At 33.8% G+C, this 12,783-nt stretch carries 13 protein-coding genes; all 13 read right to left on the minus strand.

The window, feature by feature from the left end; translation table 11 throughout:
• Positions 1-23: 23 nt before the first annotated feature.
• Positions 24-2,009 (minus strand): polysaccharide biosynthesis protein, encoded by a 1,986-nt coding sequence (locus ACFPVY_RS15480; RefSeq protein WP_379793036.1) that lies wholly within the window; start codon positions 2,007-2,009, stop codon positions 24-26.
• A gap of 164 nt (positions 2,010-2,173) precedes the next feature.
• Positions 2,174-3,316, minus strand: a complete 1,143-nt coding sequence (locus tag ACFPVY_RS15485; RefSeq protein WP_379793037.1) for a DegT/DnrJ/EryC1/StrS family aminotransferase — start codon at positions 3,314-3,316, stop codon at positions 2,174-2,176.
• A gap of 2 nt (positions 3,317-3,318) precedes the next feature.
• Positions 3,319-3,867 carry a sugar transferase gene (locus ACFPVY_RS15490; RefSeq protein ID WP_379793038.1) on the minus strand — a complete coding sequence of 183 codons (549 nt, stop codon included), beginning with the start codon at positions 3,865-3,867 and terminating at the stop codon, positions 3,319-3,321.
• 5 nt (positions 3,868-3,872) lie between these two features.
• Positions 3,873-4,526 carry a metallophosphoesterase family protein gene (locus tag ACFPVY_RS15495; protein WP_379793039.1) on the minus strand — a complete coding sequence of 218 codons (654 nt, stop codon included), beginning with the start codon at positions 4,524-4,526 and terminating at the stop codon, positions 3,873-3,875.
• The gene (locus tag ACFPVY_RS15500; protein ID WP_379793040.1) at positions 4,523-5,338 is read right to left on the minus strand and encodes an NAD-dependent epimerase/dehydratase family protein; all 816 of its coding nucleotides are present in this window, start codon (positions 5,336-5,338) and stop codon (positions 4,523-4,525) included. Before ACFPVY_RS15500 ends, ACFPVY_RS15495 begins: the two co-directional genes overlap by 4 nt.
• Positions 5,339-5,340: 2 nt before the next feature.
• Positions 5,341-6,390 carry an ATP-grasp domain-containing protein gene (locus ACFPVY_RS15505; RefSeq protein ID WP_379793041.1) on the minus strand — a complete coding sequence of 350 codons (1,050 nt, stop codon included), beginning with the start codon at positions 6,388-6,390 and terminating at the stop codon, positions 5,341-5,343.
• Positions 6,383-7,012 carry a sugar transferase gene (locus ACFPVY_RS15510; protein WP_379793043.1) on the minus strand — a complete coding sequence of 210 codons (630 nt, stop codon included), beginning with the start codon at positions 7,010-7,012 and terminating at the stop codon, positions 6,383-6,385. The genes ACFPVY_RS15505 and ACFPVY_RS15510 overlap by 8 nt, the downstream gene beginning before the upstream one ends.
• A gap of 2 nt (positions 7,013-7,014) precedes the next feature.
• The gene (locus ACFPVY_RS15515; protein ID WP_379793044.1) at positions 7,015-7,920 is read right to left on the minus strand and encodes a glycosyltransferase; all 906 of its coding nucleotides are present in this window, start codon (positions 7,918-7,920) and stop codon (positions 7,015-7,017) included.
• Between the two features lie 7 nt (positions 7,921-7,927).
• Positions 7,928-8,524 (minus strand): LbetaH domain-containing protein, encoded by a 597-nt coding sequence (locus ACFPVY_RS15520; RefSeq protein WP_379793045.1) that lies wholly within the window; start codon positions 8,522-8,524, stop codon positions 7,928-7,930.
• Entirely contained in the window at positions 8,521-9,630 is a 1,110-nt protein-coding gene (locus ACFPVY_RS15525) for a glycosyltransferase (protein ID WP_379793046.1), read from the minus strand. Before ACFPVY_RS15525 ends, ACFPVY_RS15520 begins: the two co-directional genes overlap by 4 nt.
• Positions 9,630-10,652 carry a glycosyltransferase gene (locus tag ACFPVY_RS15530; RefSeq protein ID WP_379793047.1) on the minus strand — a complete coding sequence of 341 codons (1,023 nt, stop codon included), beginning with the start codon at positions 10,650-10,652 and terminating at the stop codon, positions 9,630-9,632. The genes ACFPVY_RS15525 and ACFPVY_RS15530 overlap by 1 nt, the downstream gene beginning before the upstream one ends.
• Positions 10,653-10,662: 10 nt before the next feature.
• Positions 10,663-11,769, minus strand: a complete 1,107-nt coding sequence (locus ACFPVY_RS15535; protein ID WP_379793048.1) for an EpsG family protein — start codon at positions 11,767-11,769, stop codon at positions 10,663-10,665.
• A 21-nt stretch (positions 11,770-11,790) separates the two neighbouring features.
• Entirely contained in the window at positions 11,791-12,783 is a 993-nt protein-coding gene (locus ACFPVY_RS15540; protein ID WP_379793049.1) for a CgeB family protein, read from the minus strand.

Below are 12,783 nucleotides of genomic sequence, written 5' to 3' on the forward strand. Positions count from 1 at the left end.
GTTAATTATAAATATATAAAAACTTACAATTGCGGAGCAGTTTTATTATCCAACTCTTCAAAAACAGAATTCATGCTTTTAAATTCTGGAACAATGGCCTTCATTTTTCCTACTATTTCAACATTAGAGGTAATTTCTGACACATCAATCAAATCGTCAATTGCAATACTCACCATTTCATAGTCAGAAAAAATTTCTTCAGCAATCATAATTTTCTCATGGTGCGTTGGAAGGGTTTTGGCAGAATCGTTCAACAATTCTTCGTATAATTTTTCCCCTGGACGCAATCCTACAATTTTGATTTTTATTTCTTTATCAGGAGAATACCCTGCCAATTTGATCATTTTTCGGGCCAAATCAATAATTTTTACGGGATCACCCATATCAAAGATGTAGATTTCTCCACCATTACCCATTGCACCGGCCTCGAGAACAAGCTGACAAGCTTCGGGAATCGTCATGAAGTAACGAATAATATCGGGATGCGTGATTGTAATAGGTCCGCCTTCTTCGATTTGGCGTTTGAATAAAGGAACTACAGAACCATTTGACCCTAAAACATTTCCAAAACGAGTGGTAATAAATTTGGTTCCTTGATTGGCATTTTCTTTTTTGCTTTTAAAATGAAGGGATTGCACATATTTTTCAGCAATTCGCTTACTCGCACCCATTACATTACTCGGATTTACTGCTTTATCTGTAGAAACCATTACAAAACGTTCAGCACCATATTTCAAAGACAAGTCTGCTAAAATTTTAGTTCCCATAACATTGGTGAAAATCGCTTGTGAGGGATTTTCTTCCATCAACGGAACGTGTTTGTAAGCCGCGGCATGATAAACGACTTGAGGTTTATAAAGTTTAAAAACTTGTTTCAAAACTTGTTTATTACGTACATCCGCCAAAACATTGTGAATTTGAATATTAGAATTTAATGCCGCAATTTCAAGACAAAGCGAATGAAGTGGTGTTTCAGCTTGGTCTAAAATAATGATTCGTTGCGGACTAAAATTTAAAACCTGACGCACAATTTCACTTCCAATGGAACCAGCGGCACCAGTAACCATAATCGTTTTACCTCGTAATTGTGAAGATATGGATTTCATATCAAGCACAATAGGCTTTCTTTCCAAAAGATCTTGAATTTCAAAACTTTTGATGCTCTTGGAGATTTCTTCCTGATTTTCCCAGTCGGTAATCAAAGGAATAGTATAAACTTTGAAATTATATTCAAGACATTCGTCAACAATAGCCAATCTTTCTTCCTTGGTTAAAGTTTTATCAGCAATAATTAAAGATTCAGCGCCAACCGAACGCATTATAACGGGAATTTTACGCTTCATCTGAATAATTGGCAGATCTAAAATTCTTTTAGAGCCGTTTTGTCCTAATTTATCGATAAATCCAATAAGCTTAAATCGGCTTGGAACCTCAGCTCTTAAAGCATTGGCAACCGCAATGGCGTTGGCATCAAATCCAAAGATAACAGCTTTAGTACGTCCCTCTTCTTTGGAAACATTTAAATATTTCTCGAAAGTTTGTTTGACAACAATTCGATAAAAAAAGAGAAAAAAGAACGAGAGCACACCGTTTATAAAAAGTCCCGTATTCAAAAATATTTTAAAGTCATGATCTAAAAGAAACACAAAATTGACCAATACCAACGTGACCAAAGTGCAAAACTGTCCGAAGAAAATTTTGACACCGTCGATATAAGATGAGTGTCGAATAATACCAGAATAAGTTCGGAATACCCAAAAGAAAAAAACATTTACGCCTAAATATAGCGTAGCGCCATAAAGCAAGTAATCATTTGGAATGTATTTTAATTTCATCCCAAACAACAGACTGTAGGTCAATATACCTGCTGCAAAAACAGTTGCAACATCCAATAAAAGCACAACCCATCTAGGAAGATAGCCTAAATTTTTTAAATTAAAATTAAAGCGGGTGCCTCCCAAAGCTTGCGAAATCCCCGTTTTTAGTCGATCTTTTTCTTTCTCTTTCAATTTTTCATCTTTTGGTTGTGTGAGGGGCAAATTTATTCAAATAGCTAATAACAAAGTTATATAAAAAAAAGAAATGTTAACATATTATCATTTTTTTTTAAACATTTCACCAAAATAAGTAATGATGACAAGGTTTTTTTATATCTGTTTTAGACGTTACTAGTTTATTTTTTGAAAATGGCATTTAAGACCGATAAAATTCTTTCGCGTTCTCCATCACTCAGGTTTGATCCTGATGGCAAACAAAGTCCGTTATCAAAAAGAGTTTCGGAAACTTTTTTCCCATAATAAAGAGAGTTATTTTCAAAAACAGGTTGCAAGTGCATAGGCTTCCAAAGAGGGCGACTTTCTATATTATTTTTTTCAAAAGCAATCCTTAATTCTTCTCTGCTCAATCCTGCAACCGTCTGATCAATTAAAATTGCAGACAACCAGTGATTTGAAAAATAGTCTGCGCTTGGTTCTCTCAAAACAGTCACTCCAGCAATTTCAGAAAAATAATCTACATAAAAATCATGCATTTTTCTACGTAAAGCTACGTGGGCATCTAAAACTTCCATTTGCCCGCGACCGATTCCTGCACAAATATTGCTCATTCTGTAATTATAACCAACTTCGCTATGTTGATAATGCGGCGCATTATCACGCGCCTGGGTAGATAAAAAAACTGCCTTATCTTTTATTTCAGCATTTTTAGTAACGATTGCGCCACCACCAGATGTAGTTATTATTTTATTTCCGTTAAATGAGAGAACCCCAATGTCACCAAAAGTACCACATTTTTGATTCTTATAATGACTTCCTAATGCTTCAGCACTGTCCTCTAAAACGAGAATATCATATTTTTTTGCGACTGTGTGTATTTCGTCAACTTTGTAAGGCATTCCATAAAGGTGAACTGCAATAATCACTTTAGGCTTTTTACCTTTAGAAATTCTGTCTTTTATTGCCTCCTCAAGGGCAACCGGACACATATTCCAAGTTTCTTTTTCACTATCAATAAATATTGGTGTCGCTCCTTGATACATGATTGGATTTGCAGAAGCTGAAAAGGTCATGCTTTGGCAGATAACCTCATCACCAGCTTTCACGCCTAAAATAATCAAACCAAGATGGATTGCTGCCGTTCCTGAACTTAAGGCTCCCACTTTTACATCAGATTTCAAATAATCTTCAAGATCTTTTTCAAAACCGTTTACATTGGGTCCTAGTGGAGCTACCCAGTTTGATTCAAATGCTTCATTGACGTAATTTTGTTCTGTTCCTCCCATATGAGGTGAGGATAACCATATTTTTGAATTTTTCATCTTTAGTATTTAATGAAAGTGTTAATTATAATTTTAATATCTCCTAAAAAAGTTCGGTTGTAATAATAGTCTAGGTTCATTTTTACCTTATCGGGAAAAATAACGCTATCGTTATATTCAAGTGGCTGCTTTTCTTTTTTTAAAATAGCCTCTTCGTTTCTATATTTTATGGAAGCTTCGCTCGTTATGCCTGGTTTCAGCTTTAGAATATTTCGCTCTTCTCCATGCAGCTTATCATAGTAGCCAGGCAGATCAGGTCTTGGACCAACAAAACTCATATCGCCAATAAGGACATTAAATAATTGGGGCAGTTCATCAATCTTATATTTCCTTAACAATTTCCCAAAAGTTGAAATTTTTCTTGTCTTTGAAATCACCGTTTTAAATTTATAGATTTTGAACAACTTTGCATGCTGTCCCACTCTGTATTGCAAAAAAAAACCATTTGAACTTGTGTCAATCATTAACAGTACTAAAATCAACAACATCGGCAGACTTAGAATTATAAGGCCCGCTAATGAAAAAAAGAAATCAAAGTTTCGCTTGACCATCTTCCTTAAGCCTTTTTTTTTCCTTTATAATAATCCAGACAGATCTGTGGATACCTTTCAGCTTCCATTTTATTTATTACTTTATCGATATCATGAATAAAGTTTTTCCGCTCAACTGTTTTCTTGTCGGTATCTACCGCCAAATAACATGAAACATTTAACAATTCTCTGTTTTGTCCTAGACTCCCTGTGTTATAAATCTTAAAATTATCCTTTTGCAATTCATATTGCTGGTGGGAGTGACCAATGATATAATTACAATCGATTTTTAAATCGTTAATATTTGTATCTGCAAAGATATATCTATTATCAATGGTATGCTGGACAATGAACTCTGAAAAATGGATTTGATTCTCGTATCTTGAAATTTCAGGCATTAGGTTGCGGTCAAATTTAGAATAGCAAAAATCAAAAAAAGATTTAGCTATCACATTTTTTCCATCATAAAAGCCTTCGATGTAAGATTGTTCATGATTTCCCCTCAGAAGTTTTATATTATCTACAGATTCTAAAAGAGCAACACACTCATTTGACCAGGGTCCGTAATTAACAACGTCCCCATGACTGATAAACAAATCTGCTTGCGTTTTTTCAATTTGAAAAAGCTTCTCAAGGGCTATCAGATTGCCATGCACATCACCGAAAACTACAACTCTCATTGTGCAAGAATATTAGTCAATCCTTTTTCAAATGAAACCCTTGGTTTCCACCCGAGCTTTTTTGTAGTATTTTCAATATTGAAATGATACGATTCTCCCGTTTCAATTCCAGTATATTTAACTTCACATTTATTAATACCTCTTATTATTGAAGCAACTTCCTTGTTTGTTGTAGATACTCCACTAGCACCAATTAATATTTCATTTTGCGATAAATTCGAGCTCATAATGCACAATGAAACAGCATCATCGATATGCAGATAATCTTGTGCACGCATCCCGTCCCCAAATAACGTTATGAGTCCTTTTTCTTTCGAGCTGGCAATGATATTTGGTAAAAATGAATTGTTGTTTATTCCATGACCATATAGATACGTTAGACGCAGAATGGCATGTCTTTTATGATTGGAAACAATAAATTCACCTGCTATTTTTGAAATTGCATATAATCCTGGGTTATTAAAATGTGATTCTAATGAGATGGTCTCTTTATGCATTCCATAAACATTAGTACTTGAGATGTAAACAACCTTTGAATTCGGAAATTTTTTTAAAATGCTGTACAATAGCTCATTAATTTCAAGCAACTGAGAGTGGGAACAAGCGTAATTACCTACTGCAAAATAGATTGTATCTGGAATAATATCTGACAACAGGAACAATTCATTTGTTAGCAATACCGATTTCGAACTGATATTCGCAGTATTTCCATTGTGCACAGCAAACACTTTGTCTCCTTTCTCAATTAAGGAGCTCACTAAAGCACTACCCAAAAATCCGTTTGCACCAATTACGGCTACACAGTTTTTCATAATTAATTATTTTTTAGGTTGAAATTATAAAACTTGCCATTTGGATTAGGTAAAGAGTGTTGATTTTTCAAAATTTCAAACTCAGATTCTTCAACAAATAAATCAGACCAAGTTCTCATGACAATTCCATTTTTTAACTCTGGGAAAGTAATTTCTTCATCAAATAAATAATATTTCAAAATTTTCTCAACTTCATTAAAACCGTAAAAATATCGAAGTGGCGTAGTACCGCTAAACCTTCCGTTAATTTCAAATATTACTGGCTTACCATCTCGTATCCTAAATTGAAAATTGACAGGCCCATCACCATTGAGTTTTTCAGCGATGGGAATGATAAACTCATCATATTTGGAGGTCTCTGAATCTCGATAAGTCCTATAAGTGTTGCCGTCTCTCAAATCCCTTTTCAAGGTTACGATGGCCTTACAGATACCCTTAATCACAACGCAACCCGAAGTGTATTCTCCGTCTTCTTCAGACAGGAATTGTTGTACCACAAGATTGCTGCTGGGATCGTAAATCTCCATCAGTTCCTCATGATTCTCAATCTTTTTTATACCGAGAGAACGCGCGCCGTCAAATGGCTTAGCAAACAGTGGAAATCCAAGTTTTTTTTCTATTTCATTTAACTTTGATATATCATTAGCCATTACTGACATCGGAAAGGGAAAATTATTTTTTTCTAAAAATGCCGCTGTCAAAAACTTATCGTTTGCAATCTCAATAACTGCTTCACTGCTAACAATTATGGCACAGTTTAGTTCTTTAGCAAAATAGCTTTTATGTTTCGCCCAGATTGGAAGTTCTACGTCGGTTCCAACTAAGACGGCATCGATATCGTGTTCCTGCACAATTTTAATGAGTTGCGGAATATAATCGACATCGCTTACTTTTGGTATGACTAATGCATGGTCGCCGAGCCAGTGACCTGTTGATCTTGGATCAGGATCTGCAGTGAATATTTTTTTAGGAAAATCTGCAACTTGCAAAAGTCTCAAAATTCCTTGTCCTAATAACGCCCCTGCTCCCGTAACTAATATATTTTTATTCATTTTCTTTTATATTATTTTTTTTTAAATCATCAAATCTGGGCATTGTTACAAACCCTTCTGGAGAAATTCCATCCGAAACTACTACTTTTTTGAAAGTAAGGAAAATTATTTTTAAATCTAAGCGGAAAGTTAGATTTTCTACATACCAGACATCCAAATCAAATTTCTTTTCCCAAGTAACACTGTTTCTTCCATTTACTTGAGCCCAACCCGTAATTCCAGGCTTTACTTCATGCCTCCTATTCTGGTAAGCAGAATAAAACGGCAAGTATTCAGGCAAAAGAGGTCTAGGACCAATCAAGCTCATTTCACCGAGTATAACATTCAATAGTTGAGGAATTTCATCTAGAGAAGTCTTTCTGACAAACGATCCGACCCTGGTCTGCCTTTCAGAATCGGGCAACAATACGTCATTTGAATCTGTCCTATCGCTCATCGTTTTGAATTTTATAATTTTGAAAAGTTTGCCGTTTTTTCCTGTTCTTTGTTGTACAAAGAAAGGTTTTCCTTTATTTACTATAGATAAGAAAATTATCAAAAATAAAAATAAAGGTGAGATGAGTACTAAGGCAACAAATGCTACTGTAAAGTCAATTGTCCTTTTTATAAATTTGTCATACATAGCTATCTTATCTTTAATAGATTTAATATTGCGAATACTAAAAATTTCTTTTTATCTCTCATAAGTTGAGTGTTATACTTCCAAATCACGAAATTTCTTTGAAAATAATTGCCTAAAAATTTCTGGTAAATTTTATATTCCTCACTATTGCGGTCTAAATATTTAATATAATTTTTTACGTGATGCTGGTAGTAATCATTAAGAACTTCACCTGTTTTTTGTCGTATTGTGTTAAAAGAGATTTGATTTAAATGTCCATGTACGTTTGCGTCGTGCAGCCGATAATGGATATGAGAATCAGAATCGATGATTACTTTAAAATTCTGAGATCTCGCAAAAAAATAAATAAGCCAGTCGTGGGAGAATCCTTTCCAGTTAGTTGAGTCGATGTGCGACAAAAATTGCTGCAACTGAATTCCCAATTTTTTGGTAAAGACATATGTGCATCCGGCACTCCCACCCTCAAAAAGAAAGTCAAACTTTTTTTGCGGAAAATCTTTTTTAAGCAAGCTGAACGTATTTTTCGCTGTATCCCATTTGGTCAGGTTAGAGCAGTACAAATCGGCACGATTTAGTTCTAAACAAGTGGTAGCCACCTTCAATTTTTGCGACAACCAGATATCATCTTGATCAGAAAAGGCGACATACTCAAATTCTTCCCTAAAGTCAAGTTCCTTGACCATTTTCAAGAAATTATTCGCAGCAGATCCAGTGCTTGGAGTATTCTTTAATACATGAAGATCAGGAAAGTTGTTTTGAACTATAGCTTCCGTATTGTCTACACTTCCGTCGTCAGTGATGGTTATTGACAGTTCTACTTCTTCTTGAGCCAGTATTGACAAGATTTGATCTTTGATATACCTTTCTCCGTTGTAGGTGGCAAGAAGTATCTTAATATTGTTTTTCATTTTGTCTTTAAATTTTAACCCATTTGTGCGTATTAAAATCATAGGTTTTGATTACTTTGGCGGGTGAGCCTACAGCAATAGAATATGGAGGTATATCTTTAGTAACCACGCTCATGGCTCCTATGATTGAACCTTCACCAATAGTTACTCCCTGTAATACACATACAAATTCTCCTAGCCATACGTTTTTTTCAATTAAAATAGGGTCGGTATATATCTTCCTGCTATGTGGAGTGGAAAGCGGTGAGTCTTGAAACTGTCCTTTGTAATTACCATGATTGTGGTCGGCTATGTAAACTTTGCTGGCAATAAGAACATTGTCCCCGATGTTGATTTTTTCAACCGCAGCGATATGGACGTCATCATTAATCTCAACATTTTTGCCGATTGTTAAGAGATGGCCTTCCAAATTATTATGATTAAAAACATCCAGTCGACAATTAAACCCAGTAGTAAACCCTTTTCCTATTTCAATATGGTTTTTACCTCGAACACGGAATGGAAATCGGATCAACCTGGCATTCTTAAAGACAAAATAAGTTCGTACTTTAAAAATAAAAAGCTGCAGAATTCCGAAAAAAGTATATCTTTTTAGTAGTTTCATTTTAATAAGTGTTTAAACAATTCGCTCCAGCTGGTACAGTAAGGTTGTTCATAAAAAACTGGCCCTTTATTATTGTATTCTAATTTTTCCTTTAAAAATTCAATCATGGCTTGAGATAAATCGCTCTCGCTTTTGGGATCAAAATATTTTACCTTTTCATAATTGCCGACTGTTTCATAAGCATAAGGCAAGTCAGATACTAACATCGGCTTATTATATTTCTTGTATTCTGATATTGGCAGACCCCAAGTTTCTAATTTAGAGGGAAACAGAAGACAATCTGATGCTGCGTAATAGTGCTCAACTTTATCTTTACTCTGTAATCCTATAAAGCTAATTTGCCTGATGCTCCCATATTTGTCTACAATAGCACGGGAATAATCATTCTCAGAACCATCAATTGTCAAAATGACTTCAAAATCCATCTCAATTTCATGTTTAACAAGCTCTACAGCCTTACAGATAGTTTCAAAATTTTTAAATTCACGGGGAAATGCAGGATAAAAGAAAACTTTTTTTACTTTGTCTTGTTGTTTTAATATTTCAATATCCAAATATTTTTCTGCAGCTTGATCTGGTAATGCTACTATTATTTTCTCCTTCTTTAAATGAAACATTTTAATAAACTCCTCTTTAATCCACTTTTGCTGAACGACAACAAAATCATTTTTTTTAATATTAATGCTATAAAGTTGCTTATAGAACTTTACATAAAGGTAACGAAGAGGTGTTTGAAAAAAGACTTTTAAATTTTGTTTATGGAAGGGAGAAGCATTATGGCAATAAACTGCTCTCTTTACTGAGATGACATTAGGCGTAATATCATGTAAGCTGAACCATAAATGACTTTCTAATTCTTTAGACAATTCTAAGCAATCTCTATATTCGAACTTCAATCTTTTAAACCAGGAAGACTTCACTTCTGAAAACGCCATAAGCTCAATATTTTTCAAATTTTGAAATAGGTCTTTCGAGTGAACTAATGCAATAATCCTGTAATTGGCTACATAATCACTTTGGTCTAAAAAATTAAGGACAGACGATATAACTGTGAGAGGTCCCCCTTCAGAAAGATTGACACCTGATATTATTATAGTTTTTTTCACTATTCTGTTTTTTTAAAATTATGTTCTGCAGTGTCTTTTAAAATTTTATTATATAAGTCAATATATTGGTCAGTAACAGCGCTTACAGAATACTTCTTTAAATTTTCCCTCCCCTCCAGAATAATTTTTTCATGCGACGCTGCATCTAATTTGATGGCTTTAATGATTTTATCCCGAATGTCCGCTACGCAATATGGGTCTGCTAGAAATGCGCTTTTGCCCGCCACCTGATTCATGGGGGCGAGATTTGAAGTTATTATTAGACAATTCATAGCTTGTCCTTCTATAATAGGAAGACCGAATCCTTCAAATACTGACATAAAAAGCAAAATGTCGGCGTTTTCGTATGCCTCAATTAATTGTTCATCACTGATAAATTTCTTATTGATATAATTAACTTTTTGTGTTTCTAACAATGTAGAGTGCTCAGCAGTAAGTTCACCAATAATTGTCAGAACACAGTCGATGCCATGTAATGCCATAATTGAGTTTTCAATGTTTTTATTAGATCGCGTACCAACTATTAAAAAATTTGGCGTGCCTTCAATAGGCTTAATTTGTGAACTGGTTTCTTGTACCGTAAAACAGTTAGGAATAACAGTAATCTTATCTTTAGCCCATGGTGTAAGCATTAATATATCATTTTTTGTTTTTTCGGAAATGACAGTAATATACTTTAGCCTTTTAATAGGCCAGTAGATAAAAAAGCAATAAAACATAATCTCTTTCAAAGATCTAGGTCTTTTCGGAATTCCGATATCATGAATTGTCAATATGGTATTTTTTGGTTTCAGAAAAATTCCTGCCCAGTGAATGTGACCTGTAATATGATTGATTTTTCCTTGTTTGAGATAAAAGAACACCATGCCTCTCAGTATATTAAACAATCCAAAAGGGTAGGGGTTTTTTATAGACTCATATCTAATCCCTCTTGATTCCAATTCCTTTTTAATTTCGTTGAAAAGTCTCTCGATGCTGATCTCCTTCTCATTGAAGTATCTTTCTAAAAATGTAATTTTCATAAAAATTTTATTAGTGCATTAATCGGTGGTAATAACTATTTATGAAAATACCTTTATAAGGATCAAATAGATCAGGATAAGGCGCAATAGACTGGTAAAAGAGAAATATGCTTAATATTAGAAGAAAAAATGTAAATACCATCTTATCAATTTTACGTTTAAATAATACCAACAGCAAAGAAAGTAACAAAGATTCCATCAAATTAAAATAAAGACTTCCTCTATTCACCATAATTATAAATGAATTTGAAAATAGAAAATAAAAAATAACACCTACAATATAGCTATTTAAAAATAAATTATACAAAGGAACCTTTAACGTTATTTTTTTTCGATACATGATAAAAACAATCACGAAAATCAATCTTTTTAACAATCCTAATAATGATAGTTCAAATTCGGCAAGGGAATCTTGTGCTACTAATTCATAAGCTTGTGTCTTACTTTCTGCAAAACTCCCTAAAAATCCGAAAAGTGAAAATAGCTGATTGGGTAGCGAGGTAAGCCCTATACCAATCGAAACAATAATTGAAATGTAAAGGTACAGTGATTTAATGTTTCTATTTAAAAAATAATAAATGAAAAATACAAAAGCAGAGGTATGAAAAAATGTAGCAGCAATGACAGAAATTACGAACTTTTTATTTTGCCTCACACTTAAGTATAGTAAGCCAACCAAGCAGATTGCAATTGCTAAAAGCTGCCTGTTAGACCCTGTTACTCCGATGTTGATACAAAAAAATAAAAGTAAGGCGATTTGAGGATATGGAACTAATTTAGTAAAAACTTTTACCACAACACCATAAAACAAAATAGCATGGATTATTAAAAAAATGGAATAGTCCTCTGTTATCTGTCGTATGAGATAGTTCATCATTAGATACCCTACCTCCATCCCTTCACTAAATTCGGCTATGGAATTATAATTAAAGCTATGTAAAAAAGTTTCTAAATAAATATCCCAATCCGTTCCTGTCTCCCACCTAAATCCTATGACGAAGACAAGTACTAAAAAAGAAATGATATGCATTGCTTTTTTACCACGTTCGCCAGATTGCAGAATTTCAATCAGCGAAAAAGTAAAAAGGATAAAGAATGTTATAAAATAGATGAGCATGTAATAATTTTCAAATTGATATTATATCTTGGACAAAAGCTCGCTAATTCTATGTTCGTAAGTGTGGTTATTCATGAAATGAATTCGTTGCGTTTCAGCCAGCTCGTGTCTCAATAAAGGTTTATCTAAATAAAATTTTATCAGGTCTGCGGCTTCATGAATATTCTTAAACGTGAATTTTTCAACATCTATAATAGAATATTCTTCTAGAACAGCTTTATAATCACATATCTGGAACGCGCCGATACCTCCGATTTCAAAAAACTTTACATTGGCAGATTGAACCTCAGCAAAGTGAAAATTATTAAAGACAATTTTAGCTCCAGAGAGGATTTCTGCTTTCCTGTCTCCTGTGATAAACTCGTTGGTAAAGTTGTCGGTTATTTGCTTTCGAGGAAATCTTTTGTCTGGCGTGCCATATAACTTGATATCAATTCCTTCATTTATTAGATTTTCAACCATTCGCGCACGATAAGGATACATTGTACCAAATGCAACGACATCGATATTTACTTCTTTTTCAAGTAAAGTTCGATCAGTAGTAACTTTTTTATGGACTCTCGGGTTGAAAGCTTCTGGGAGGTAAAAAGTATTTAGTCCCATCTTGTTCTTCATAAAATCAACCATGAATAAATCTTTGGTAAAATAAGCATCATAGTCTGAAACAAATATCTGCTGATATTCTAAGGTAGTCATTTGATCCGGATTGACGTGAATGATGGCAACATTAGGCAGTCCTTTTCTAATGAGTTTAATACAGTCAGGATGGGTAAATCTATAAGTGCAGATTACCAGTTCGGGAGCGGTGGCTATAATTTTGGTAGCAACCTTTTCAAAAAGATAAGAATCATATTTTTTTAGTAATTTGCTGGCCCAATAACTATATTTATAAGGAATAGGAACTAAATCTTTTATATCGATGTGTGTAACGTCATGTTTCAGGAAATTTAAAGAATCATTTAGATGGTATTCCAAAGAGTCAAAATCCTTACTTCCAAAAAGGGCAATTTTCAT

This window comes from Flavobacterium qiangtangense, assembly GCF_042658345.1.
GTDB classification, from domain to species: domain Bacteria; phylum Bacteroidota; class Bacteroidia; order Flavobacteriales; family Flavobacteriaceae; genus Flavobacterium; species Flavobacterium qiangtangense.

Coding starts and splice junctions, on each gene's coding strand:
- ACFPVY_RS15490 (WP_379793038.1), bottom strand. CDS start 3,867: ATGGTCAAGCGAAACTTTGATTTCTTTTTTTCATTAGCGGGCCTTATA.
- ACFPVY_RS15495 (WP_379793039.1), bottom strand. CDS start 4,526: ATGAGAGTTGTAGTTTTCGGTGATGTGCATGGCAATCTGATAGCCCTT.
- ACFPVY_RS15485 (WP_379793037.1), bottom strand. CDS start 3,316: ATGAAAAATTCAAAAATATGGTTATCCTCACCTCATATGGGAGGAACA.
- ACFPVY_RS15535 (WP_379793048.1), bottom strand. CDS start 11,769: ATGCTCATCTATTTTATAACATTCTTTATCCTTTTTACTTTTTCGCTG.
- ACFPVY_RS15540 (WP_379793049.1), bottom strand. CDS start 12,783: ATGAAAATTGCCCTTTTTGGAAGTAAGGATTTTGACTCTTTGGAATAC.
- ACFPVY_RS15530 (WP_379793047.1), bottom strand. CDS start 10,652: ATGAAAATTACATTTTTAGAAAGATACTTCAATGAGAAGGAGATCAGC.
- ACFPVY_RS15500 (WP_379793040.1), bottom strand. CDS start 5,338: ATGAAAAACTGTGTAGCCGTAATTGGTGCAAACGGATTTTTGGGTAGT.
- ACFPVY_RS15520 (WP_379793045.1), bottom strand. CDS start 8,524: ATGAAACTACTAAAAAGATATACTTTTTTCGGAATTCTGCAGCTTTTT.
- ACFPVY_RS15505 (WP_379793041.1), bottom strand. CDS start 6,390: ATGAATAAAAATATATTAGTTACGGGAGCAGGGGCGTTATTAGGACAA.
- ACFPVY_RS15510 (WP_379793043.1), bottom strand. CDS start 7,012: ATGTATGACAAATTTATAAAAAGGACAATTGACTTTACAGTAGCATTT.
- ACFPVY_RS15515 (WP_379793044.1), bottom strand. CDS start 7,920: ATGAAAAACAATATTAAGATACTTCTTGCCACCTACAACGGAGAAAGG.